The sequence below is a fragment of the Kitasatospora sp. NPDC038210 genome, from assembly GCF_055600605.1.
The window spans coordinates 440,545-464,454 of the sequence record NZ_JBVJYK010000001.1 but is presented as its reverse complement, the minus strand read 5'-3'; the positions used below and the strand labels follow the sequence as shown (position 1 = coordinate 464,454).

Genomic DNA, 23,910 nt, shown 5'->3' with positions numbered 1-23,910 from the left:
GAAGTCGGGTTCCAGCGCGTCGGCCTCGGCGCACGCCCCGTCGATCATGGCCCGGGACTCCTCGACATCCATCACGGCCCGAACATGCCAGGCGCTTCGCATCCCCACGCCTGCGGCAAGACCGGCGCCGGACCGGCTCCGGCGGGGCCGAAGGCGCCTCCCCGTACGGCCCTTGGGAGCTCCGCCTCAGCCGACCTGCCCCGTCGGCCGCACCGTGATGTGGTTGACGTCCACGCCCGCGGGCTGGTTGATGGCGAACACGATGGTGTCCGCGATCTGCTCGCCGGTCATCGTGGCGGCTGCCTCGGGGGTGCCGCCGCGGCCGTGCCAGAAGGGGGTGTCCACGATGCCGGGGGCGACAACGGTGACGCCGACGCCGTCCTGGCCGACCAGGAGGCGGGTGTTCTCGGCGAGGGCGTGGGCGGCCCACTTGGTGACGGAGTAGAGGTTGCCGGGGGTGTGGCGGACGCCGGCGACCGAGCCGATGATCACGATTCGGCCCTTGGACGTCCTCAGGTGGGGCAGGGTCTCCTGGATCAGCAGGGCGGGGCCCAGGACGTTGGTGAGGATCATGGCGCGCATGTCCTCGGGGGCGTGGGTCTCCAGGTTGCCGGGCAGGGAGAAACCGGCGTTGGCTATGACGTTGTCGAGCCGGCCCCAGGTGTCCAGCACGTGGCGGACGGCGGCGGCGACGTCATCCGCTTCGCCCGCGTCGCCGGTGATCGTCAGCAGCCGCTCGCCCGCTCCCGCGGTGGTGGCGAAGGCGGCCAGCTTGCCCGCGTCGCGTCCGGTGACGGCCACGCGGTGGCCCTGCTTGAGCAGGGCGCGGGCGGTGGCGGCGCCGATTCCGGTCGAGCCACCGGTGATCAGCGTGACGGGTTCCATGGGACGGCCTCCTCGGCGACGGGATCATCGGGGCAGAGCGCCTGCACTATACCCAGCGATCTTGGACGCTCGCTCCCGGCTCTTCCCGACGGGGGATGGTGTCAAATCCTGTGGACTGACTGACCGCCCGAATGACAGATCGGTCAAGCAAGCGGCTTGCGGTAACGGACGTACTCGTTCTGCCGCCGGAACCCCACACTCTCGTACAGATCGTAGGACCGGTGCGGATTTGACGTGCCCGTGAACAGCCGGGCGGTCGTTGCACCCTGCCCGCGGAGGCTGCGCAGCCCGTCCAGCAACAGGGCCCGTCCGATTCCGAGGCGCTGATGGTCCGTCCGGACACACAGTTCTTCGACCTCGCCCACGGTGTGGTCGTGACGGCGGATGGAGCAGAGGGCGACGCCGACCATGTCCTGCCCGTTCCATGCAGCACTCCAGCATGCCGGGTCGGCGGTGTCGACGAAGTCCTGGAATGGCCATTTCCGAGTGAAACCGGTGTCCGCGTACGCGTCGACGACGGTCCTCCAGGCCGCGCGGTAGTGGCTTGACCCGATCGGTCCCGTCCGTGTCCCGGCCGGCAGTTCGCTGCCCCGCTCGGGCAACTGCTGCAGATCGCGCAGCTCCAGCTCGACCAGGCTGAAGACACGTCGGTAGCCGGCTGCGAGCAGAAGCGCCGTGGCGTCCTGCTCGGTGGCCGTGGCGTTCGCGCCGATCACTGCCGTCCGCGCCGTTCCATGCTGTTCGACGAGCCGGCGGATCCGTTCTTCGGCCCAGCCCAGCATGGCTGAGCCGATGCCCTGGCGGCGATGCTCGGGCAGGAGGTGGCCGCGGTGCAGGTACAGCCACGTGTCGTCCTGCTCCTGCCACCACCGGATCGTCGAGTAGCCGACGACGCTCCGGTCGTGCACCACCAGGACCTGGTTCTCGGACGGCTCCTCCAGCTTGGCAGAGGCTTCGGCGATCTCGGTCGCTGTCGGGAGCCCTTCCACAACCGAACGGGCGTCGACCTGGTCCCGTTCAGCACAACCCAGCCGCACCGCGGCCATCGGGCCGTGGTCTTCGTCGCCGCGATACGGCTGGAACCCGAAGCCGACCGGAAGGTCCTGTCCCGGCGCACCATTCGACATGGTCGGATGGTCTCGAACTTCGAGGCAGGTCTGCCACCCTATTCATGCTGCGGTCGTCTGCGGCCGTTCGACGAGTTGGCCGCGTTCGAAGCGGGCCCCGGCATCTGCCCCGTTGCGGCGCAGATGGCCGGTGAGCGGGCCAGCCGTGGCCCGCGCTGGACACACCGACGACGTGGCCGACCTCGTGCCGGGCAACACGGCCCGCGGTTCGTGACGGCCTGTCAGACTTGTTTCCGGTCCGGGTGACGGCGGCTCTCTGTGGCGCGGGGCGGGGTGGGTGGGTGAGCGGGCGGTTGGTGTCTGCGGCGGGCCGGGGGTGGCTCGGGTTGGTCGCTGCCCTGGCTGCGGTGGTGGTCGCCGTGTTCGGGGTTCGGTACGCGGGTGCGGGTGGGCCCGGGGTGGTCGACGCTCGGGTGCAGTCGGCGGTGTACGGGGCGGGGCCGCCGTGGCGGGGTGTCGCGCTGGTCCTGGACTTCCTGGGGGAGCCCGTGGGGTCGACGCTGCTGGTCGTGGCCGTGGTGGTCGGCTGTCTGCTGGGCCGGCGTCCTCGGGGGGCGGTGCTCGTCGTGGCCGGGGTCGGCCTGACGGTCGGGACGGCGACGGTGCTCAAGCACGTGGTGGGACGCACCATCCACGGCGACGGCAACCTGTCCTACCCGAGCGGGCACACGGCGTTCTTCACCGCACTCGCCCTCGCGGTGGTGCTGGCCGCGCCTCGCCACCGCGGCCCCCTCGTGCTCGGTGGGGCGGCGGTGGCGGCGGGCGCCGCCATGGGGTGGGCGCAGGTCGCGCTGGGCGCGCACTACCCGACCGACGTCCTCGGCGGCTGGTGCACGGCGCTGGTGGTGGTTCCGGTGACCGCGTGGCTGATCGACCGGACCGCCGATCGGGCAGCCGGGGCCTGATGTTACGTCACACGAAGCGCCGGAACACCGGTTTCACCGGCCGGCCGCCCAGCCAGGGGGTGGGGTCACCGGCGTCCAGTGCCTTCCGGTAGACGGCGCACGCCCCGGCCACCGCCTCCACGGTGCGCTCGATGTCGTCCTCCCCCAGTGCGCTGCTCACCACGAAGGACGGGGCCAGCACGCCGCCGGCGAGCAGTCCACGCAGGAACAGGGTGCGGTACGGCTGCGACGGCTGTCCCTTCTCGTCGAGGGTGGCGAAGACCAGGTTGCTGGCCCGGCCCCGGACGAGGACGCGGTCGCCGACGCCCGCACCGGCTGCGGCCTCGCGGACGCCCGCGGCGAGGCGCTCGCCGAGGGCGTGCAGTCGCGCGGTGACGCCCTCCTCCACGTACGTGGTGAGGACGGCCATGGCCGCGGCCAGCGCGTGCGTCTCGGCACCGTGCGTGGTGGACAGCAGGAAGACCCGGTCGCCGGAGTGCCGCAGCCCGCCGCGTTCCATCAGCTCGCGGCGCCCGGCCAGCGCGGAGACGGCGAAGCCGTTGCCGAGGGCCTTGCCGAAGGTGGAGAGGTCGGGGACGACACCGTAGAGGCCCTGCGCGCCGGCCTCGGACCAGCGGAGGCCGGTGATCATCTCGTCGAAGATCAGCACGCAGCCGTGCCGGTCGGCCAGCTCGCGCAGGCCGGCGAGGTACCCGGGCGGCGGCTCGGTGTGGCCGGCGGGTTCGAGGATCAGGCAGGCGACCTCGTCCTGGTGGCGGGTGAGCAGTTCTTCCGTGGCGGCCAGGTCCCCGTACGGGAACGCCACGGTGAGTTCGGTGGTCGACGTCGGGACTCCGGCGGACATCGGCGTGGTGCCGATGAACCAGTCGTCGACGGAGAAGAACGGGTGGTCGGCGCAGATGGCCACCCGCGACCGCCCGGTGACGGCGCGGGCGAGGCGCACCGCGGCCGTGGTGACGTCTGAGCCGTTCTTCGCGAACTTCACCATCTCGGCGGTCGGCACCGTGGCCAGGAAGCGCTCCGCGGCCTCGATCTCCAGGACGGACGGCCGGACGAAGTTGCAGCCGCGGTCGAGTTCGTGCCGCACCGCCTCCAGCACGCGGGGGTGGGCGTGGCCGAGGCTGACGGACCGCAGGCCGGATCCGTACTCGACGTAGCGGTTGCCGTCGACGTCCCACACGTGGGCACCGCGGCCGTGGCTGATGACCGGGGCCAGGTCCTCGGGGTACTGGTCGTCGCCCTTGGCGTAGGTGTGCGCGCCCCCGGGGATCAGGGCGTGCAGCCGCTCGTTCGCCGCCCGCGACCGGGGCAGGGCGAACTCCTCGTTCGCGCCCGCCCCTTCGACGCCCACGGCGCGAACGGCGCGCACGGCTTCTGCAGTTCCCACAGTGCCTTCGGTGCCTACGGTGTGTTCGGTGCTCACGTCGGCCTCTCCTCCTCCTTGTGCTTCAGGGCCTCGGCGAGGCTCGGTGCCTCCCGGTCCCGCTTGGACATCGACACGGCCGGCAGCGGCCAGGGGACGGCGAGCTCCGGGTCGTCGAAGGCGATCGTCACGTCCTCGGCCGGGTCGTGCGGGCGGTCGATCCGGTACGAGACGTCGGCGGTCCCGGTCAGCGCCTGGAAGCCGTGCGCGCACCCCGCCGGGATGTACACGCTCGCCTGGGTCTCGCCGGACAGTTCGAAGTGGGCCTGGTTGCGGTAGGTCGGCGAGTCGGGCCGCAGGTCCACGACGACGTCGAAGACCTTCCCGTACGAGCACCGCACCAGCTTGGCCTCTCCGGCGCCGGAGCGCAGGTGCAGGCCGCGCAGCACGCCCTGCACCGAGCGGGACAGGCTGTGCTGGACGAAGGCGTCCGGGTCGAGGCCCACCGAGCGGATCACGTCGGCGTCGAAGGTGCGGCAGAAGAAGCCGCGTTCGTCGGCGTGGGGCGTCGGCTCGAACAGGAACGCGCCGCTGATCGCCGGGACTCTGGTCACCTTCACTGTGTCTCCCGCAGGTCGTGGCCGTGGGTGTGGGTACGAGTGTGGTCGTGGGCGGCTGCGCGGTCGAGGGCGTCGGCACGGCCGCGGCCGGCCGCCGGGAAGAGGGCCGCGGTCAGGGCGTCGAACTGGTGCTGCACGCGCCGCGCGGCGGTCACGTTCCGCTCGACGAGGGTCCGCCGCAGCTCCGCCGATCGCTGTTCCAGCGCCCGGAACTGTTCGAGCAGCCGGTCGGCGTCGACCTCGCGCGCCGGGTGGCAGTACGCGCCGAGGCCCATGTCCGTCATCAGCGCCTCGCTCTTCGTCGCGTAGCAGAGGGCGAGCACCGGCGTACCGGTCTTCAGTGCGCAGATCAGGTTGTGGTAGCGGACCGCCACCACGGTGTCGGCGACCGCCATCTCCTTCATCAGGTCGGCCAGGGAGGCCGGCTCGGCGGCGGTGACCAGCGGCGAGTCCACCGCGTCGAGGATCGCGGCGACCACCGACGCGTCGCACCGGTCGCCGGTGAGCAGGCGGACCGGCCGGCCCTCCTCGACGAGCGTCCGGACGAACCGGATCGTCCCGTCGAGGTAGCGCCGGTGGATCTCGTCGGCCCGGGCGCGGTCGTCGTTGCCCCCGTGGAAGTCCATGACGCCGAGACAGACCACCCCTGACAGACCCGGCGGCTCCTTCCCCGGCGGCTCGGGAGGCGGCACGCTCGCCGTCGGCGCCGGCAGGGAGAACGCGAGGTCCGGGTAGACCTCGTCGCGCGAGGTGTCCACGCCCATCGCCCGCATCGCGTCGCGCGAGGGGCCGTCCCGGTACGACCGGTACGCGGCCAGCCGCGCCGACCAGCGCACCAGGGCCCGGGTCGGCCGGTTGCCGATCTCGGCGGCGCCGACGCTGACCAGCGCGACCCTGGTGCCCAGCAGCCGGCCGCTCGCGCAGAGCAGGAACAGCGCGTACGGGAAGCCCCACGGCCGCAGCGGCAGCGTGGCCTCCAGGACGCCCATGCCGGGCACGATCACCACGTCGTGCCGGCGCACCCAGGCCGCGGTGCGGACGACGTCGACGAGTTTGCCGAGGCCCTTCGCCGCGATCGAGCCCGCCCGGGACGCGGTCCGGTACTCCGCGCGGTTCCAGTGCAGCCGCGTGGCGGGGATCCCGAACCGGGTCGTCACGGCTTCGGGGCCGCCGCACAGCGCGTCCACGACCGCCTCCGGGTGCTCGGCGCGGAGGTAGCCGAGCACGGCTTCCAGCGAGCCGTCGTTGCCGAGGTTGCCGGAGCCGAGCAGCCCGAACAGCCCGACGCGCGCCGGAGCCCCGGACGCCCCGCCCCGCACCGGGGTACCGCCCCCGCCCCGCACGGCCGTCATGCCCGCCTCCCCTCACGGCCGGCCACGAGGGCGTCGACGGACACGGTGAGGAGGGCCGGGTCGACCGGGGCGCGGTCCTCGACCCGCTCGCCGGCGCCGGGCCGCAGCCGGCTGGTCATCCACGCGGCCAGGTGGCGGTAGCACTCGCGCCGGTCGGCCGGGCTCAGCGGCGCCCGCCGGATCGCCGACGCGAACCCCCAGACGTACTCGGCGAGCAGCCGGGGCGTCGGGTGCAGCGGGCCGGCCCGGCGCGGGTCCAGGTTGACGCACCGGGAGCGCTTGGACGGGTTCGCCCGCTCGGCGCGGGTGGGGTGGTCGCGGCGGAAGTACAGCAGCTCCGGCACCTGGTGGAAGGGCCCGTGCAGGGTGATCTCGGCGACGTAGGTGCGGTCGGCGTGGTGGTAGCTGTCCATCGGCTTCACCCGGCGCAGGACATCGGTCCGCATCACCCCGTAGAAGTCGTCGCCGCCGGGCTCGAACAGCAGGCTGCGGAAGCGCTCGGGCGCGCGCGGGGAGTCGGTGGCGAGCCCGTACTCGTACGGGACGGTCACCTGGCCGTCGCCGTCGATGACCGCCTGGCCGGTGTGCGCGAGGATGATGTCCGGCCGCTCGTCCAGGGCCTCCACGCAGCGCAGCAGGAGGTCCCGGCCGTACAGGTCGTCGTGCGAGGCCCACTTGAACAGCTCGCCGCGGGCCTCGTCGAGCACGCGGTTGTGGTTCGGCGTGGCGCCGATGTTGCGGGGCAGCCGGAGGTAGCGGATGCGCGGGTCCTTCGCGGCGTACGCGCGGCAGATCTCCTCGGTCCCGTCGGTCGAGGCGTTGTCGGAGACGAGGAGTTCGTAGTCCTCGTAGGTCTGGCCGAGCAGGGCGTCGAGCGACTCGGCGAGGTACTCCTCGCCGTTGTACACGGGCAGGCCGATGCTGAGCCTGGGTCGGGTGGTCATGAGGTCCTCCCTTCGGGGACGGGTGTGCGGTGGTGCTCGCGCAGGGCGGACCGCAGTTGCAGCCACCAGACGGCGGAGCCGCTCAGGGTCGCGGCGGCGACGCCCCAGGCCGAGCCGACGGTGCCGCCGGCGGCGGCCCCGCCGAGCCCGCCGCCGACGTAGCAGGCGGAGGCGAAGAGTTGGCAGCGCAGGCTGCGCCGGGCCGCGCCGAGCGCGCGCAGCCCGGCCGCCGCGCCGGTGCCGAGGCCGGCGCCCGCGACGCCGAGGGTGATCGGCACGATGAGCTGCGAGGAGGAGTGCCAGACGTCGCCGAGCGCCAGCTCGCCGAGCCGGCCGGGCATCAGCAGCAGCGCCGCGCCCCAGAGCAGCGCGCCGACGGCCTGGCCGCCGCCCAGCAGGAGGCAGAACCCGCCGAGCCGGTGCGAGGCCTGCCGCAGGACGCGTGCCGCCTCCGGGACGGTGACCAGCGAGAGCCCCATGAGCACGGCCAGGAACGGGCCGAGCAGGAGTTCGGCGCCGCGCACCGCGCCCACCGCGCCGACCCCGGCGATCGCGCCGAGCCCGTACGCCCGCAGCTGGCTGGCGCCGCTGAGGCTGACGTTCTCGACCAGGTACCGGTAGCCGAGGTCGCGCTGTTCGCGGAGCCAGCCGCCTGCCTCGGCGATCCGGGGCCGGATGCCGGACTGGAGGTAGCCGTAGCCGGCCGCCACGGTGGCGGACGCGCCCCAGGCGAGCACGAAGGCGGCCACGCTGCCGACCCGGGCGGCCACCACCATGGCCGGGACGAGCGCGACGCCCCACACGACGTCGTTGACGAACGCCTTCCGCCCGGCGCCGGCGGCGAAGAACGAGAACCGCCAGGCGTCCTGGAGCAGCAGCCCCGGCATCATGACGGCGAGGGCGGCGAACGCGGCGCCCACCCGGCCGCCGAGGCCGAGCCCGGCGACCAGGCACACCGCGCCGATGGCGGTGCCGACGCCGAGGGCGGTGCCCGTCGACCGGGCCACCGCCCCGCGCCAGGACGCCTCCGGCACGCCGCTGAAGCGCACCACGAGCGGGTCGGTGGCCAGCCCGCGGGAGACGTTGAGCACCACGCCGTACGTCACCCAGGCGAGGCTGAACACGCCGAACGCGGTCACCCCCAGCGAGCGTGCCACGTAGATGCCCACGGCGAAGTTGCTGACGCTGGAGGCCGCCTGGTCGGCCAGCCCCCAGGACAGCCGGCCGACGAGGGCCCGCCGGGCGGTCCGCCGGCCGTCGCCGCCCGGGGCCGCCGACCCAGCCGTCGTCGACGCAGCCGCCGCCTCCCCCGTGCCGGTCGTCGCCACCGGCCCCTTCGCCCCCGCCGCCCCCGTCATGTCTTGATCAGCCCGGCGCCGTGCAGGGCGTCGGCCGCGACGGCGACGGTGTCGAACGGCAGCCCGGAGCGCTCGGCCACGTCCAGCAGGCTGTGCTCGCCGTCGGAGAGGCTGAGCACCCAGAGCATGGCCATCTGGGCCTGCTTGGCGTCGCTGCGGCCGCCGAGCGACTCGTACAACCCGCGCCGCCCCAGCTGCGGTTCGCCGTACGGGCTGAGGTTGAGGTACCGCCGGTTGCGGTCGAGGACGTCGAACGCCTCGCGGCAGACGGCGAGCGTGTCCGCCATCGCCTCCGGCGAGACGAAGTCCGGGTTGTCCGCCGAGGTGTGGTACTCGGGGTACCCGGCGTACGGGGTCCGGCTCAGCGAGCCCACGCCGAGGTCGAACCCGGGCGAGCAGAACTGCCGCTCGTCGTAGCCGTACGGGGTGAACTCGGTGATGCGGTGCGGGCGTTCGGAGGCGAGCAGCACGTGCTGCAGCACCCGGTCGATCTCCGCGTCGCCGCGCCTGCTCTGCTTGTACGTCAGCGAGCCCCGGTCCCCGGCGCAGGCCAGGACCAGCCCGTGCTTGACCCGCTCGACCCGTTCCGCGTTGCGGGCCAGCCAGGTGATCGCCCCGATGGTGCCGGGCGCGAACAGGAACCGGTAGGTGTACCAGGGCGTCCGCCGGGCCAGCTCCCTGGCGAGGAACGTCGCCACCGCGATGCCCGCCAGGTTGTCGTTGGCCAGCGACGGGTGGCAGACGTGGCAGGAGACGATCACCTCGTCGGGGACCTGCCCGGGGACGACGTGCTCGGCGTAGGTGAGGTGGCCGTCCGCGAGCGTGGAGTCGATGCGGACCTCGTACTCGCCGTCCGGCAGCGCGTCCAGGGTCTCCTGGGCCAGGCAGAACCCCCACTCCGGCGTGTAGTAGCTGGTGCGGTACGGCACCCAGGCCGGCTGTTCCGGCAGGGTGTGCAGGTGTCCGCGCAGCTCGGCCAGCGGCATGGTGGCGGACACCGGCACGCTGTAGCCGAGCACGTGCAGGCTGGACGCGGCGAAGTCGACGACCCGGTTGCCGGCCGGGTCGGCGACGTAGGCGTCCCGGATGTTCCACTCCTGCGGCACCGTCCAGTCGAGCACCTGCGTCCCGGTCGGCACCTCGTGCACCTGCAGCGGGAGGTACTCGCCGACGATGTCCAGGGTGGCGCGCACACCGTCGCCGGTGATGCTCCGGCAGATCGGGTACAGCCGCTCCACCAGCGCGTGCATCTCCTCGCCGGGCGTGCTCACCGGCGCCACCGCAGGGTGTCGTCGACGGTGCCGGCCGCGGACGCCTCGCGCAGCACGGCCAGCCGGGTGAAGCGCTGCTCGAAGGCCTCCTTGGTGAGGCCGAACTCGCGGTAGGCCTCGGCGAGTTCGAGCGCGCCCCGCTGGACGGTCCACTCGCACGCGAAGTCCGGGACGGCGGCCCGGAAGCGGGAGAAGTCCACCCGGTAGGAGCGCGGGTCGGCGCCCGCCTCCCCGGTGATCCGCACCTTGGAGCCCTCCACCGCCTCGGCGACCTGCTCGGCGATCTCGGCGACGGTGACGTTGTTGGTCTCGCTGCCGATGTTGAACGCCTCGTCGTGCACCGCCTCCCGCGGCGCGACCAGCGCGGCCGCGAAGGCCCGGGCGATGTCCGCGGCGTGCACCAGCGGGCGCCAGGGGGTGCCGTCGGAGAGCACCAGCACCTCGCCGGTCAGCAGCGCGTGGCCCACCAGGTTGTTCAGCACGATGTCGGCGCGCAGCCGGGGCGAGTAGCCGAAGGCGGTGGCGTTGCGCATGAACACCGGGCTGAAGTCGCCGTCGGCCAGGTCGTGCAGGTCGTCCTCCACCCGCACCTTGGACTCCGCGTACGGCGTCACCGGGCGCAGCGGGGCGTTCTCGGCGACCAGCTCGTCGCCGCCCGCGGCGCCGTAGACCGAGCAGGTGGACGCGTACAGGAAGCGCCGCACCCCGGCGTCCCGGGCCAGTTCGGCCAGCCGGACGGAGGCGTGGTGGTTGATGTCGTAGGTGAGGTCGGGGGCCAGCGAGCCCAGCGGGTCGTTGGACAGCGCGGCCAGGTGGATCACGGCGTCCACCCCGGCGACGTGCTCGGCCGTGACGTCGCGCAGGTCCACCCGGTGCCCGGCCGGGTCGGCGGGCGCCGGGCCCAGCACGCAGTCGGCGAACAGGCCGGCGTCGAGCCCGACGACCTCGTGCCCGGCGGCCGCGAGGACCGGGGCCATCACGGTGCCCAGGTACCCCTGGTGTCCGGTCAGCAGTACGCGCATTGGGTCATCCCCCCAGGTTCAGAGTCAGTTTGGTGACGGCGAACGCCTCGGCGTAGCGGGCGTGGCACTCGATGCCGCGGATCCGTGCCAGCCCGAGGAAGGCCTCCCGGTCGTACCAGGGGCGGTGGCGCTGCGAGGGGTAGTACTCCTGCAGCAGCCGGACCTTCTCCTCGGCGGTCTCCGGGGTCAGCGGCTGGTAGGCCACCGGGCGGCCGAGGTCGCCGTCCCACTTGACGATCTCGTAGCCGAGCACGAGGTGGTCGCGGAAGGCGGTGGTCATCAGTTGCGCCAGGCCCCGGTGGTCCTGGTGGGCGTCCTCGGTGCGCGGGGCGAGGACCACGTCGGGCTCGCTGCGCCCGCGCAGTTCCTCGACGGCGGCCTTGGCCTCGTCCCAGTGCGCGGGCAGCCGCCCGTCGGGCAGCTTGAGCACGGTCAGCCGCAGGTCGGCGTCCGGGCAGAAGGCGGTGAGCGCGGCCCGTTCCTCCTCCTCGCGTTCGCCCCCGCCGCCGGAGAGCACCAGGGCGTCGACCCGCAGGCCGGGCCGGGCCCGGCACATCGTCAGCAGGGAGCCGCCCGCGCCGATGGCGATGTCGTCGCAGTGCGCGCCCACGGCGACGACCGCGTCCGGGCGCCCGGCCCCGAGGCGGATCACGCGGTGCCCGCCGCGGTGCCCGCCGGACGGCCGGCCGCGGCGTCCCGCTCCCACACGGCCCACGGGCGGTCGCCCCGGGCGTAGGCGGCGTCCAGCGCGGCCCGTTCCTTCACGGTGTCGGTCGGCTTCCAGAAGCCGCGGTGCTGGTGCGCCACCAGCCGTCCGCGCTTCGCCAGTTGGGTGCACCCGTCGGCGACCAGGTCGCCGTTCTCCGGGATGTGGTCGAAGACCTCCTGGCGGAGCACGAAGTAGCCGCCGTTCTCCCACAGCGGCAGTTCGCTCACCGCCGTGATGCCGCCCACCAGGCCGTCCTCACCCAGCTCCACGCAGTGGAAGGAGGACTGCGGCGGCACCACCATCATCGACGCACCGGCGTCGCGCCGGGCGAACGCGTCGATCATCTCCGGCAGCGGGGCGTCGGTGAGCACGTCGGCGTAGTTGGCGAGGAACATCTCCTCGCCGTCGAGGTGGTGGCGCACCCGGCGCAGCCGCTCCCCGATCGGCGACTCGATGCCGGTCTGCGCGAAGGTGATCGTCCAGGAGGCGATGTCGGTGGACAGCAGCTCGGTCCTCCCGCCCCGCAGCACGAAGTCGTTGGACGTCGTCTCCTCGTAGTTGAGGAAGAACTCCTTGATGTGGTGGGCCCCGTACCCGAGGCAGAGGATGAACTCCGTGTGCCCGTAGTACGCGTAGTAGCGCATGACGTGCCAGATCAGCGGCCGCGGGCCGACCATCGCCATCGGCTTGGGCACGTCGTCGGACGCTCCGCTGCGCATGCGCAGCCCGTAACCGCCGCAGAACAGGACGACCTTCATGCCTTCACCTCGACGATGCTCAGTTCCGGGACGGGGAAGACCAGCCGGCCGCCCCACTCGTGCACGAAGGAGAGCTGCTCGGTCAGCTCGGCCCGCAGGTTCCACGGGAGGACGAGGACGTAGTCGGGTTTGTCGGCGGCGATCCGCTCGGGCGGCAGGATCGGGATCCGGGTGCCCGGGGTGAACCTGCCGTGCTTGTACGGGTTGCGGTCGACCGTGTACGGGAGCAGGTCGGGCCGGATGCCGCAGTGGTTGAGCAGGGTGTTGCCCTTGCCCGGGGCGCCGTAGCCGACGACCGTCTCGCCGCGCTCGGCCGCCTCGACGAGGAACTTCAGGAGGTCCCGGCGCACCTTGGCCACCCGGGCGGAGAACTCGGTGTACCCGGACAGGTCCTGCAGCCCGGCGGCCTTCTCCCGGTCCAGCACCTCGGCGACCCGGCCGGTCGGCTCGCCGGCCGCCCCGTCCGGGCGGGCCCACAGCCGGATGGAGCCGCCGTGCGTCGGCAGCAGTTCGACGTCCACGAGCGTGAGTCCGCCGCTGGCCAGCGCCCGGGCCGCGGAGGCGACCGTGTAGTACTGGAAGTGCTCGTGGTAGATCGTGTCGTACTGGTTCTCCTCGATCAGGGTCAGCAGGTGCTGCACCTCGATGGAGACCCAGCCGTCGTCGGCGACCAGGGCGCGCAGCCCCCGGGTGAACCCGACCACGTCGGGGATGTGCGCGTACACGTTGTTGGCCACGACCAGGTCCGCCGGGCCGTGTTCGGCGCGGACGGCCGAGCCGGTGACCGGGTCCAGGAACGCCGTGAGCGTGGGCACGCCGGCCTCGCGCGCCGCGGCGCCGACGTTCACCGACGGTTCGATGCCGAGGCAGCGGATCCCCCGGTCCACCACGTGCCGGAGCAGGTACCCGTCGTTGCTCGCGACCTCGACCACGAAGGCGTCGGGGCCCAGGCCCAGCCGCTGCACGGCACCGGTGACGAAGCTGCGGGCGTGCTCCACCCAGGAGGTCGAGTAGGAGGAGAAGTACGCGTACTGCGTGAACGTCTCCTCGGGCGTGATCAGCGGCGGGATCTGCGCCAGCCAGCAGTCGGTGCAGACCCGCAGGTGCAGCGGGTACGCCGGCTCCGGCCGGTCCAGTTCGTCCGCGGCGAGGAAGCTCTCGCACGGCGGGGTCGCCCCCAGGTCGACGACGCTCCCCAACGCCGTCGATCCGCAGAGTCGGCATCGTGTCATGTCCTGCCCCCATCCCTGCCCGCGCGGGTGCCCCGGCGCGAGCCCGTGTTTCCGTTCCCGACCGGCGGCGCGCCGTCCGCGCCGCCGGACCGCACCGCGATCGCGGTGCGGTACCCCTCCACCAGGCGCTCCAGCCCGACGGCCGGGCTGAAGCCCTGCTCGTACCGGCGCCGGGCCGCCCGGCCCATCTCCTGGTTGCGGTCCGCCCCGGCCGTGATCCGGCGGATGCAGGACGCGAGCGAGGCCACCTCCCCGGGCCGGTGCAGCAGCCCGGTCACCCCGTCCTCGACGAGTTCGGCGAAGGCACCGTGACCGGCGGCGACGGCCGGGACGCCGGCCGCCATCGCCTCCACGACCACCAGGCCGAACGCCTCCAGCCACGTCGAGGGCGCCACCACGGCGACCGACCGCGCGAGGGCCTGCCGGCACTGGTCCCGGTCGAACAGGCCGACGTACCGCACGTCGTCCCTGCCCGCCGCCCAGGCGGTCACCTCCCGCTCCAGCGGGCCCGTGCCGGCGACCACGAGCGGCACGCCCACCCCGCCGGCCGCGGCGAGTTCGTCCCACGCGGCCATGAGCAGCCGCACGCCCTTGGCCTCCGCGAGGCGGCCGAGGTAGAGCAGGTGCTCGCCGGCGCCGGTGCGGCACGTGCCCGGGTCGGGCACGAAGTTGTGCTTGACCGCCAGCCGCTCGGCCGGCAGGCCGGCCCGCACCAGGACGTCGCGCTGCGCCGCGGAGATGCAGAAGAACCGCTCCACGCCGGACCACCACCGCCGCCGGTTGACCGACAGGCTGACCGCGAGCGGCACCGTCGCCAACCGGGAGTTGCGGTAGCAGCCGTGCCGGACGGCGGGCAGCGGCGAGCCGCCGACGCACTCGGTGCACGGCCGGCCGTCCCGCTGCAGCGTGCCCGGCGGGCAGACCTGGGTGTAGTTGTGCAGCGTGGCGACGGCCGGCACGCCGGCGTCGGCGCAGGCGGCCAGCACCGCGGGCGACAGCAGCGGGAAGACGTTGTGGACGTGCACCACGTCCGGCCGCTCGGTGCGCAGCCGGGCCGCGAGCTCCGCGCGGACCGCCGGGTTCCACGGCACCAGCAGCGGCACCGCGATCTTGCCCGGCAGGGACCGGGCGGCGATGTCGTCGCTGCGCCGCTCGAACACCTCGACCTGGTGTCCGGCCTCGCGCAGCAGCCCGACCTCCTGGTCGACGACCATGTTCTCCCCGCTCGGCTGAGCCGAGGCGTAGCGGTTGTGCACCACGAGGACGCGCATGCTCACCCTCCCTCCGGTCCGTGGGTCCATGGCGGTGTGCGTCGTCGGAGGGCTCCGGGCACCGCGGCTCGGGACACCGTGTCTCCGAACGCCGCGACTCGGGGCGACCCGCCTCCGGACACCGCGACTCCGGGAGCCGTCTCTCCGAGCACCGGTCCGTGGGCGGCCGCGGCGGGTGTCACCAGCAGCGAGGCGGCCACCGTCAGGTGCAGCAGGTACGGCGAGGCGTCGCCCAGCCCGGCCTCGGTGTACGACGCGATCGCGCAGTAGCTGATCAGGAAGATCGCGCAGGCCCTCGCCAGCGACGGCGGCCGCAGCAGCGCGACGCCGCCCAGCACGACGAGGATCGCCGCCACGACGGTGACGCCGGCCAGGCCCTGCTCGTTGTAGACGGCCAGCCAGCTGTTGTCGATCGGCAGCCCGCCGAACGACTTGTCGCCCAGCCCCACGCCGAACAGCTGCTCCGTGGTCGTCCGGGGCGCCGCCAGCAGCGCGTCCCAGACCTTGGCCCGGCCGGTGAGGTTGGAGAAGTTCTCCTGGCTCTGTCCGCGCAGGAACCACGCCTGCAGCAGGGAGCTCAGCCCGACCGCGGCCACGGTGGCGCACAGCACCGCCCAGGTGAAGAACCGGCGGGCGGCGGCGCTGGTCAGGACGAGCGAGCCGACGGCCAGCACCAGTCCGATGAGCATGGCGACCGTCGCCGTCCGGGTGTGGGTCAGCGCGAGCAGGACGAAGGACGGCACGATGACGGTGGCGGCGCTCGCCCCGGTGGTCCGGCGGTCCAGCAGGAGCAGCACGGTGAGCCCGATGATCACCGCGGCGTACTGGCCGATCTGCGGCGGGGTGAGCGGCCACAGCGCACCGACCAGCCGCCCGCCGTAGAGGTCGGGCATGGCCGCGCCCGGCGAGACGACCAGGCCGGCGGCCACCGACGCGAGCACCGCGAAGTACATCCGGATGTGGTGCCGGACGAGCAGCGGGCCGCCGTCCCACCAGCGGCTGAGCAGCCACAGCGTGCCGACGAAGAGGGTCAGCCGGAAGCAGCGGAACAGCGCCCCGAACCCGGACTCCAGGTGCGCGCTGGAGATCACGCTCAGCACCAGCATCAGGGTGAGCAGGAACAGGAAGGCGCTGGCGCGGATGCGCAGCCGGAGGTTGAGGGCGAGCGCCAGCGCGAACGCGGTGACCAGCGCGCCCATGGTGGCCATCTGGATGAGGGAGCGGGGCAGCGGGACGATGGTCTTCGCCCCGGCGGAGCCGAGGGTGTTGAGGATGAGCAGCCCCCAGACCGTCCCGACGGCCTTCGGGGTGCCGGCCTGGCGCGGCCGGGTGCCGGGCCGCGCGCCCGCGGTGTCCGGTCCGGCGGGCGGCCCGGCGCACATCTGGTTCCGGCCCATCTCAACCACCCGCCCGCGGCCGGAAGGTGCTGCCCCGGTCCTGCTGGTACGGCGCGCCCTGCCACTGCGCGGAGTCGAGCGTCCGGCTCGGGTCGTGGGCGACGAAGCTCCACGGTCCGAGGTAGGTGTTGTCGTGCCAGCGGTTCTGCTGCTTGCCGGTGATCGCCTCGGCCACCGGTTCGCCCTTGTACGGCGACCAGTCCGGGTAGGTGCCGTAGTTGGCGAGCACGGCCATCCGGCCGCAGCCGGTCGTGCAGCCGGGGACGGTCGGGTCCAGGACGAAGCGGTTGTCGTGGATGTCGACGCGCTGGGTCTTCCACCGGCAGTCGGCGTAGAGCGGTGCGCCGGCGATGCCCGGCTGTGCGCAGCTGGCGGTGTTCTTCACCAGCAGGGTGCAGTCACCGGACGAGGTGTTGGCCGGGCTGTTGCAGAACCGGTCGGCGTTCTCCCACAGGGTGATCCCGGACCAGTTGTCCTCCAGCACGTTCCCGTCGATCTCGATCTTGTCCGTGCGGGCGGGGATCCGCGGTTCGCCGCCGGACTCGGACAGGTAGACGGTCGCGACCGGGAAGTTGTCGCCGCGGTCGGCGTACCTGCGGCCCTCGACCCAGTCGTTGCGCCGGATCGTGTTGTGCCGGATGACCGCGTTGTAGCTGGTCTCGTAGATCAGCGCGGCGCCGTCGTTGGACTCCAACACGTTGTCCTCGATGCGGAAGTCGTTGTTGTTGGTGTCCGCCCACAGCCCGGTGCCGCGGTTGTCGTGCACCCAGTTGCCGCGCACGTCGGCGCCGTTGACGGCCCAGAACTTGACGCCTCCGGTGCAGCCGCAGCCCGGCTGGCGCCGCTCCCACTCGTCGGTGTCGTTCCCGGTGATCTCGTTGCCCTCCACCACGAGGTCGCTGACGGGGCCGCCGGTCTTGTACGCGTTCATGCCGTACTGCCCGTTGCCGCGCAGGCAGCTGGCGCGGACCCGCTGGTGGGCGCCGGCCATCAGCCCGGCGCCGGAGTTGTTCTGGATCGTCGCGTGCTCGATCACCCACCCATCGGCCGAGTCGTGGTTGACCACGCCCTCGTTCTGCGGCGCGACGAAGCCCTGCACGGTCAGGTAGCGGATGGTGACGCCGCCGGCGGCGCCGCCGAACGCGTACTCGTTGGTCTTCCCGCCGTCGAGCACCGCGCCCGGCGCGCCGAGGTAGCTGTCCCCCTCCTTGGGGACGACCTGGGCGTACCGGTCCGACGCGAGCCGGTGCGTGCCCGGTCCGAGCCAGAACGTGGTGTTCGGCGGGCTGCTCCTCGTCTTCGCGGACAGGTCGCCGGCCACCGCCGGGTCGACCGTCACCGCGCCCGCCGGCGCCGCGGCCGGACCGGCCGCGGGCTCGGCGCACACCCGGGCGACGGCCACGGCCGCGGACGCGGTCGGCGCCCCGGTCGGCTTCGCCGGGGCGTCCGACGTGCTGGTGCAGCCGGTCGCCGCCAACAGGGCGAGCGTCAGCGCCGCCGCAGCCGACGCCGTGCGCCGCGGCGTCGACGCCCCCCGGTGCGGCCGCCTCGTGATCCCCACGCGCCCCCCTAGCCGTGGAACCTGAGTACGGTGGTGAACCCCTGCGCGCCGTCGGCGAAGCCGGTGCCGACCAGCGTGGTGGCGGGCTCCTTGCGGCCGAAGCCGGCGGAGTACCAGCCGAGCGGCGGGTCGCTCTCACCGCGGTGCGCGCGCCAGGACAGCTGCCCGGCGAGGTCGAGCTCCGCGGAGCGGTCCTCGCCGTCACGGGTCCAGGTGAGCAGCGCCCGGTTCCCCGTCAGGTCCGCGGTGACGGCGGGGCCGAGGTGGAAGGCCAGCCGTACCGGCCGGCGCGGGCCGCTCACCTCGTCGACCACCCGCAACTTCCGGCTCCCGACGGTCAGTTCCACCCGGCGGCGGTGCACGGAGGGCCGGTAGCCGTCGTGTTCGGCGCACCAGCGGGCCACTCCCCCACCGGCCGCGTCCTTGTCTGCCACGTCCGCGACCAGGACGCGGCTGCGGGCCTGCCGGGTCCACAGGAACGGGCCGCCGGAGGCGGACTGGTCGGCGCCGTCCAGTTCCAGCGTGTTGTGGCCGAGGGTCGAGCGGAAGTACTGCCGCCACTCCGGCTGCCCGTGGTAGCAGAACGTCCCCGGGTCCGCGAGCACGTCGACCCCGTCCTGGCGGACCTCCAGGGACAGCGCGTCGGCGTGGGCGTGCGCGGCGATGGACAGGAACCCGTGCGGACCGCCGTCGCAGCGGCACCAGATCCGGTCCTCCTCGTCGCGCAGGATGGTCATCCCGGCGTCGGCCAGGTGGACGGGCCGGCTCGCCGGGCGGGCCACGCCCGCCCCGTACGGCTTCAGCAGCGCGGCCAGCAGCGGGGTGCGGACGTCGCCGGCCGCCACCTCCGGCCACCAGGGCAGGCGGCCGAACACGGCCTCCCCGGTGGCGAGCAGCGAGGCCCAGCGGTCGGTGCCCGCGCCGTCCACGACCAGGCCGTGCCCGTCGTCCGCGTCGCCCTGGCGCGGGGGCCGCAGCCGGTTGTCGACCACGGCGGCCAGGGCGTCGGTCATGCGCAGCAGCACCAGACGGACCGTCGCGGGGACGGGCACCCCGGCGGCGTCCGCCTCGGCGACCGCGGCCAGGCCGAGCTCCAGGACGAGCCCGTGGTACTCGCTGGCCAGCTCCCGGTTGAGGCCGGACAGGAAGGTGTTGGCGCGCAGGTGCCGGTCCAGCGAGCGCAGTGCCTCCGCGCGCCATCGCTCCGACTCGGGGAACCAGCCGAAGGCGCAGGAGGCGGCGAACTGCCCGGCGGCCTCGGCGATGACGTGGTTGTTGGCGGAGGAGCCCCGGCTGGGGAAGGCCGCCAGCCAGCGCTGGTGGTGCCAGATCTGGTGCAGCGCCGTCGGGTTGGCCTCGAACAGTGCGGCCGCGCCCGACCAGCCGTCCAGCAGCCGGCGCACCCACACCCAGGACAGCAGCCGGATGCCCAGCTCGATGCCGCTGACCCAGTGCACGCCCTCCAGCGGCGGGTTGACCTTCCACCAGGAGCGCAGGTGGTCGGCGACGCGCTCGGCGTAGCGCTCGTTGCCGGTGACGGCGTACGCGGCGGCGAGCACCGTCAGGTACTGGTGCCGGGAGGGCTCCCAGATCTGCTTGATGTCGCCGACGGCGCCCTCGTCCCGGTAGGGCACGTCGAAGGCGTAGCCGGCGGTGGCCCGGCGGCCGGTCTTCGGGTCGAACCACCAGTCCGGGTCGGCCATGTCCTCGCGCTCCACGCCGAAGAACTCGGCGCGGCCGTCCATCAGCCGGTCCGCCTCGGCGACCAGCCGCTTGGCAGCCTCGGCGGGCACCGCCTCGACCGCCCCGGCGGGCAGCACGGCGGTGAACCGGGCGCCGCTGACGGCCGGGCCCGCCGGCGGGGTCTCGTTGCCCCACCGGCGCCGGCGCAGCGTGTCGCCCACCCGGCCGGCGACCTCCTGCGGCCCCATCGCGGACAGGCGCCGCAGGTACCAGCCCGCGCTCATGGTCACAGCGACCTCGCCAGGGCCACCGGGGCGCCGGCGCCCAGGCTGGCCTGCACCGCGAGGGTGGCCGCCGTGGTGGCGACCAGGGACTCCAGCGGCACCGGCATCGGCCCGCCGGTGCGCACGGCCTTGACGAACGAGGCCAGCTCGTTGGACTGGCCCTTGTCCCGGGCCTTGGGCAGCCGCGAGCTGACCCACCGCTTGCGGCCGTACACCGAGGCGCGGACGAAGTCGTCGAGCTTGAGCACCTTGCCGTCGGCGAGCAGGTCCAGCGTCTCCTTGGGGAAGCCGGGCGCCCCGGAGGTGACGTAGCTGATGGTGGCGGTGGAGCCGTCGGGGTAGCCCAGCACGATCTGGAGGTCCTCGTTGCCGGACGGGGCGACGGCGTACACCGAGACCGGGTCCGCGCCGAGCAGCCAGCTCGCGGTGTCGATGAAGTGGCCGCCCTCGCCCTCGAAGCGCGAGCCCTCGGTGCCCTGCTGGAGGTACCAGCTGCCGTGCTGGAGGCGGCCCGCGTTGACGAGGTAGCGCAGGCTGGCCGGGCCCGTACGGGCGCCGAGGCGGGCCCTGGCCTCGCGCAGCAGCGGGGCGAAGCGGCGGTTGAACCCGACTTGGAGGCGGTCGTTGCCGGACTCCTCCACCGTGGCGAGCACGGAGGCGAGTTCGTCCTCGGTCAGGGCGAGCGGCTTCTCCACGAAGACGGCCTTGCCGGCCAGCAGCGCCTTGCGGGTCAGGGAGGCGTGCGAGCTGTGCCGGGTGACCACGAAGACGGCGTCGATCGAGGAGTCCCCGAGGACGGCGTCCAGGTCGGTGGTCGCCCGGGCGAAGCCGAACTTGCGCTGGGCGTTGGCCGCGGACAGGGACGTGGTGGTGACGACGGCGGACAGTGCCACGCCCTCGCGCTGGGCCAGGTGCGGCAGCAGCATGGAGGACGCGTAGTTACCCGCGCCGACGAACGCCAGCCGCACCGGGGCGTCGGCCGGGCGGGCCGCGGCCGTCCGCGCGGCGGGGAGCCTGACGGCGGGGATCTCCAGCTTCGGGGCCTCGGCCTTCGCCGGCGGCTCCGATTCCGCCGGGGCGTAGCGGAACAGCGCGGTGACGGCCCTCAGTTCGCCGTCCTTGAGGCGCCGGTACGTCTCCACGGCGTCCGAGAAGTCGGCGACGTGGGAGATCAGCGGGTCGACGTCGACGCGGCCGCGGGCCATCAGGTCGATGAAGCAGGCCAGGTTGCGCCGCTCCGTCCAGCGCACGTACCCGATCGGGTAGTCGCGCCCCTCCAGCTCGTACTCCGGGTCGTAGCGCCCGGGGCCGTAGGAGCGCGAGAAGCGGACGTCCAGCTCCTTCTCGTAGTACGCGTTCCACGGCAGGTCCAGGCGGCACTTGCCGATGTCGACGACCCGGCCGCGGTCCCGGGCCAGGTGCGCGGCCAGCTCCACGGGCTGGTTGCTGCCGCCGCCGGCCGCCAGGTACACCTGGTCCACGCCGTGGCCGTCCGTCAGCTCCGCGACGGCGTTCTCCACGGCCGCCGAGCCCGGGTCGCCGCAGGCCGCCGCGCCCAGGCGCTCGGCCAGCTCGCAGCGCGAGGGGTCCGGGTCGGCGCCGACCACGCGCACGCCCGCCGCGGTGAGCAGCTGCACCACCAGCTGCCCGATCAGCCCGAGGCCGATCACCAGCGCCACCTCGCCGAGCTGCGGCTCGCCCTGGCGGACGCCCTGCAGCGCGATCGACCCGACGGTGCCGAAGGCCGCGTGCCGCGGTGCCAGGCCGTCCGGCACCGGGGTGTAGAGGTTCTTCGGCACCCAGTTCAGCTCGGCGTGCAGCGCGTGCTCGTTGCCGGCGCAGGCCACCAGGTCGCCGACCTTCACGTCGTCGATCCCGGCGCCGACCTGCTCGACCACCCCGCACAGCGAGTAGCCCAGCGGCGTGTACGAGTCCAGCTTGCCCATCACCTTGCGGTAGGTGGCGGGCAGTCCGTTGGTGGCCACGCTCTGCATGACCTTGGCCACCTGGTCCGGCCGGGAGCGGGCCTTGCCCAGCATCGACATGCCGGCCTCGGAGACCTTCATCAGTTCGGTTCCGGTGGAGATCAGCGAGTAGGCGGTGCGGACCAGCACCCCGCCCGGCTTGCACCCCGGCGCCGGCACGTCGAGCACCGCCAGCTCGCCGCTCTTGTAGTTCTGCACGACCTGTTTCACTCGGAGTCCCCTAGTTTCTCAGCCGTCACGTGTGCGCTACGCCGGCGAACCGGCGCTGTGGTCGGCCCCGGAGGTCGCACTGCGGTACCAGTACTCCAGGGTCAGCACGTGCCACAGGTGTTTGGAGAAGTCCCGCTGCCCGGAGGCGTCCTCGGCGACGAGCCGCGCCAGCGCGTCGCGCCGCAGGAACCCGGAGCGGACGAGCACGCCGTCGTGCACCACCTCGCGCACCAGCGGGGCGAGGTCCCGGCTCATCCAGGCGCGCAGCGGGGCGCTGAACAGGCCCTTGGGCCGGTACACGATCTCCCGGGGCAGGACCGAGGTGGCCGCCTCCTTGAGGACGGCCTTGCCCTGCCGTCCGACGATCTTCCGGTCGCCGGGAACGGCGAACGCCGCCCTGACCACCTCGACGTCCACGTACGGCACCCGCACCTCGGTCGACGCGGCCATGCTGGAGCGGTCGGTGTACGCGAGGTTCAGGCCCGGCAGGAACATCCGGGCGTCGCCCAGGCACATCCGGTTGACGAAGTCGTCGAGCTCGTTGTCCCGGTAGACGTCCGCGTGCTCGGTCAGGACGTCGTCGACGGTCCCGGCGAGGTCCGGATCGACCAGGGCGAGAAGTTCCGCCCGGTCGTACATGGTGTAGCTGCGCCGGAACGCCGTCTCCTCCGGCAGGTCGGCGAAGGAGAGGAACCGCTTGGCGAACCGCACCGACCGGTACCCTCGGCGGGCCGAGGCCACCGGCAGCCGGTCCACCGCCGCGGACAGGCCGCGCCGCAGGGGCCGCGGGACGCGCTGGTAGCGCAGCGCGATCAGGTTGGCCAGGTGCTTGCGGTAGCCGGCGAACAGCTCGTCGGCGCCCATCCCCGAGAGCAGCACCTTGACGCCGGCCTCCCGGGCGGCCGAGCAGATCAGGAAGGTGTTGATCGCGGCGGGGTCGCCGATCGGCTCGTCCAGGTGGTACGTCATCCGCGGCAGCAGGTCGAGCACGTCCGGGGCGATCTCGATCTCGTGCAGGTCGACGCCGAACCGCTCGGCCACCTGACGGGCGTAGCGGAGGTCGTCCGGCATCGCCTCGAACCTGGCGTCCTCGGCGCGGAACCCGATCGTGTAGGCGGAGATCCCGGGGTGGTCGCGGGCCGCCAGCGCGGTCAGGTAGCTGGAGTCCAGCCCGCCGGAGAGGAAGGTCGCCACGGGGACGTCGGAGAGCAGGTGGCGCCGGGTCGACTCCTCGACGATCGCGGCGATGTCGGGCAGTTCGCCGCTGCGGGCCCGCTCCCGGCCCTCGGCGGCGACGTCCCGCAGGTGCCAGAACCGGCCGCGCTCCGTCCGGCCGTCGGGCCGGCACCGCAGCCAGCTGCCCGGCGGCAGCTTCTCCGCCTCGCGGAACGCGCACCGCGAGTCCGGCACCCAGTAGTACAGCAGTGAGGCCACCAGCGCCGCGTGGTCCACCTGCAGCGACCCCCCGGTGGCGGCGGCCAGCGCCTTGAGCTCGGAGGCGAACACCAGGCCCTCGCCGCGCCGGAGCAGGAAGAGCGGCTTGATGCCGAGCTGGTCGCGGGCGAGCACCAGCTCGCCGGTCCGCTCGTCGAAGATCCCGAACGCGAACATGCCGCGCAGCCGGGGCAGGCACTCCGTGCCCCAGCGCCGCCAGGCCTCCAGCAGCACCTCGGTGTCGGAGGTCCCGCGGAAGCGCACCCCGGCGGCCGACAGTTCGGCCCGCAGCTCGGGCGCGTTGTACAGCTCGCCGTTGTACGTCAGGACGAGGCCGTTCGAGACCATCGGCTGGGCGCCGGTCTCCGACAGGTCGATGATGGCCAGTCGGCGGTGCCCGAGGTGCACCTCGCCGTCACCGACGGGGTGGCTGTACCGGCCCGCCCCGTCCGGCCCCCGGTGCGCGAGGGTCTCGGTGAGCAGGTCGGTCACGGCCTTCCCGTCCGGCCATCGGTACGTTCCTGCGATGCCGCACATGT

At 73.5% G+C, this 23,910-nt stretch carries 19 protein-coding genes; 1 reads left to right on the top strand and 18 read right to left on the bottom strand.

From position 1 onward, the window contains the following. Nucleotides 1-186 precede the first annotated feature (186 nt). Both ACZ7KX_RS01960 and ACZ7KX_RS01955 read right to left on the bottom strand, forming a co-directional pair. Nucleotides 187-885, bottom strand: coding sequence for an SDR family oxidoreductase (locus tag ACZ7KX_RS01960; protein ID WP_470324792.1), 699 nt, complete (start codon nucleotides 883-885; stop codon nucleotides 187-189). A 143-nt stretch (nucleotides 886-1,028) separates the two neighbouring features. Continuing rightward, nucleotides 1,029-2,012 (bottom strand): GNAT family N-acetyltransferase, encoded by a 984-nt coding sequence (locus tag ACZ7KX_RS01955; RefSeq protein WP_470324791.1) that lies wholly within the window; start codon nucleotides 2,010-2,012, stop codon nucleotides 1,029-1,031. 281 nt (nucleotides 2,013-2,293) lie between these two features. Here ACZ7KX_RS01955 and ACZ7KX_RS01950 point away from each other — a divergent pair, with 281 nt between their 5' ends. Continuing rightward, nucleotides 2,294-2,917 (top strand): phosphatase PAP2 family protein, encoded by a 624-nt coding sequence (locus ACZ7KX_RS01950; protein WP_470324790.1) that lies wholly within the window; start codon nucleotides 2,294-2,296, stop codon nucleotides 2,915-2,917. Between the two features lie 7 nt (nucleotides 2,918-2,924). Here the strand turns inward: ACZ7KX_RS01950 and ACZ7KX_RS01945 are convergent, their stop codons facing one another. From ACZ7KX_RS01945 to asnB, 16 genes are all read right to left on the bottom strand, one after another. Then, nucleotides 2,925-4,268, bottom strand: coding sequence for a glutamate-1-semialdehyde 2,1-aminomutase (locus ACZ7KX_RS01945; protein ID WP_470325092.1), 1,344 nt, complete (start codon nucleotides 4,266-4,268; stop codon nucleotides 2,925-2,927). 68 nt (nucleotides 4,269-4,336) lie between these two features. Continuing rightward, a complete protein-coding gene (locus ACZ7KX_RS01940; protein ID WP_470324789.1) occupies nucleotides 4,337-4,900 on the bottom strand; it encodes a dTDP-4-dehydrorhamnose 3,5-epimerase family protein in 564 nt (187 codons plus the stop codon). After that, the gene (locus ACZ7KX_RS01935; protein WP_470324788.1) at nucleotides 4,897-6,252 is read right to left on the bottom strand and encodes a polysaccharide pyruvyl transferase family protein; all 1,356 of its coding nucleotides are present in this window, start codon (nucleotides 6,250-6,252) and stop codon (nucleotides 4,897-4,899) included. Before ACZ7KX_RS01935 ends, ACZ7KX_RS01940 begins: the two co-directional genes overlap by 4 nt. Continuing rightward, nucleotides 6,249-7,196 (bottom strand): glycosyltransferase family 2 protein, encoded by a 948-nt coding sequence (locus ACZ7KX_RS01930; RefSeq protein WP_470324787.1) that lies wholly within the window; start codon nucleotides 7,194-7,196, stop codon nucleotides 6,249-6,251. Before ACZ7KX_RS01930 ends, ACZ7KX_RS01935 begins: the two co-directional genes overlap by 4 nt. After that, entirely contained in the window at nucleotides 7,193-8,524 is a 1,332-nt protein-coding gene (locus tag ACZ7KX_RS01925) for a hypothetical protein (RefSeq protein WP_470324786.1), read from the bottom strand. The genes ACZ7KX_RS01930 and ACZ7KX_RS01925 overlap by 4 nt, the downstream gene beginning before the upstream one ends. A 26-nt stretch (nucleotides 8,525-8,550) precedes the next feature. Then, on the bottom strand, nucleotides 8,551-9,834 hold the full coding sequence (locus tag ACZ7KX_RS01920; RefSeq protein WP_470324785.1) for a DUF4910 domain-containing protein: 1,284 nt from the start codon (nucleotides 9,832-9,834) through the stop codon (nucleotides 8,551-8,553). Beyond that, on the bottom strand, nucleotides 9,822-10,847 hold the full coding sequence (locus ACZ7KX_RS01915) for an NAD-dependent epimerase/dehydratase family protein (protein WP_350525572.1): 1,026 nt from the start codon (nucleotides 10,845-10,847) through the stop codon (nucleotides 9,822-9,824). Before ACZ7KX_RS01915 ends, ACZ7KX_RS01920 begins: the two co-directional genes overlap by 13 nt. Nucleotides 10,848-10,851: 4 nt before the next feature. Then, nucleotides 10,852-11,499 (bottom strand): PIG-L deacetylase family protein, encoded by a 648-nt coding sequence (locus ACZ7KX_RS01910; protein ID WP_470324784.1) that lies wholly within the window; start codon nucleotides 11,497-11,499, stop codon nucleotides 10,852-10,854. Next, a complete protein-coding gene (locus tag ACZ7KX_RS01905) occupies nucleotides 11,496-12,314 on the bottom strand; it encodes a sugar phosphate nucleotidyltransferase (protein ID WP_470324783.1) in 819 nt (272 codons plus the stop codon). Before ACZ7KX_RS01905 ends, ACZ7KX_RS01910 begins: the two co-directional genes overlap by 4 nt. Next, entirely contained in the window at nucleotides 12,311-13,546 is a 1,236-nt protein-coding gene (locus ACZ7KX_RS01900; protein WP_470324782.1) for a class I SAM-dependent methyltransferase, read from the bottom strand. The genes ACZ7KX_RS01905 and ACZ7KX_RS01900 overlap by 4 nt, the downstream gene beginning before the upstream one ends. Then, entirely contained in the window at nucleotides 13,543-14,817 is a 1,275-nt protein-coding gene (locus ACZ7KX_RS01895) for a glycosyltransferase (protein ID WP_470324781.1), read from the bottom strand. The genes ACZ7KX_RS01900 and ACZ7KX_RS01895 overlap by 4 nt, the downstream gene beginning before the upstream one ends. Before the next feature lie 2 nt (nucleotides 14,818-14,819). Continuing rightward, nucleotides 14,820-16,214 (bottom strand): O-antigen ligase domain-containing protein, encoded by a 1,395-nt coding sequence (locus ACZ7KX_RS01890; RefSeq protein ID WP_470324780.1) that lies wholly within the window; start codon nucleotides 16,212-16,214, stop codon nucleotides 14,820-14,822. 1 nt (nucleotide 16,215) lies between these two features. Next, a complete protein-coding gene (locus ACZ7KX_RS01885) occupies nucleotides 16,216-17,769 on the bottom strand; it encodes a right-handed parallel beta-helix repeat-containing protein (RefSeq protein ID WP_470325091.1) in 1,554 nt (517 codons plus the stop codon). Nucleotides 17,770-17,783: 14 nt separating this feature from the next. Then, on the bottom strand, nucleotides 17,784-19,748 hold the full coding sequence (locus ACZ7KX_RS01880; RefSeq protein WP_470324779.1) for a heparinase II/III family protein: 1,965 nt from the start codon (nucleotides 19,746-19,748) through the stop codon (nucleotides 17,784-17,786). Beyond that, the gene (locus ACZ7KX_RS01875; RefSeq protein WP_470324778.1) at nucleotides 19,745-21,937 is read right to left on the bottom strand and encodes a bi-domain-containing oxidoreductase; all 2,193 of its coding nucleotides are present in this window, start codon (nucleotides 21,935-21,937) and stop codon (nucleotides 19,745-19,747) included. The genes ACZ7KX_RS01880 and ACZ7KX_RS01875 overlap by 4 nt, the downstream gene beginning before the upstream one ends. 36 nt (nucleotides 21,938-21,973) lie before the next feature. Continuing rightward, nucleotides 21,974-23,908, bottom strand: a complete 1,935-nt coding sequence (gene asnB / locus ACZ7KX_RS01870; RefSeq protein WP_470324777.1) for an asparagine synthase (glutamine-hydrolyzing) — start codon at nucleotides 23,906-23,908, stop codon at nucleotides 21,974-21,976. Between the last annotated feature and the right edge of the window lie 2 nt (nucleotides 23,909-23,910).

Coding starts and splice junctions, on each gene's coding strand:
- ACZ7KX_RS01960 (WP_470324792.1), bottom strand. CDS start 885: ATGGAACCCGTCACGCTGATCACCGGTGGCTCGACCGGAATCGGCGCC.
- ACZ7KX_RS01955 (WP_470324791.1), bottom strand. CDS start 2,012: ATGTCGAATGGTGCGCCGGGACAGGACCTTCCGGTCGGCTTCGGGTTC.
- ACZ7KX_RS01935 (WP_470324788.1), bottom strand. CDS start 6,252: ATGACGGCCGTGCGGGGCGGGGGCGGTACCCCGGTGCGGGGCGGGGCG.
- ACZ7KX_RS01930 (WP_470324787.1), bottom strand. CDS start 7,196: ATGACCACCCGACCCAGGCTCAGCATCGGCCTGCCCGTGTACAACGGC.
- ACZ7KX_RS01915 (WP_350525572.1), bottom strand. CDS start 10,847: ATGCGCGTACTGCTGACCGGACACCAGGGGTACCTGGGCACCGTGATG.
- ACZ7KX_RS01905 (WP_470324783.1), bottom strand. CDS start 12,314: ATGAAGGTCGTCCTGTTCTGCGGCGGTTACGGGCTGCGCATGCGCAGC.
- ACZ7KX_RS01900 (WP_470324782.1), bottom strand. CDS start 13,546: ATGACACGATGCCGACTCTGCGGATCGACGGCGTTGGGGAGCGTCGTC.
- ACZ7KX_RS01895 (WP_470324781.1), bottom strand. CDS start 14,817: ATGCGCGTCCTCGTGGTGCACAACCGCTACGCCTCGGCTCAGCCGAGC.
- ACZ7KX_RS01890 (WP_470324780.1), bottom strand. CDS start 16,214: ATGGGCCGGAACCAGATGTGCGCCGGGCCGCCCGCCGGACCGGACACC.
- asnB (WP_470324777.1), bottom strand. CDS start 23,908: ATGTGCGGCATCGCAGGAACGTACCGATGGCCGGACGGGAAGGCCGTG.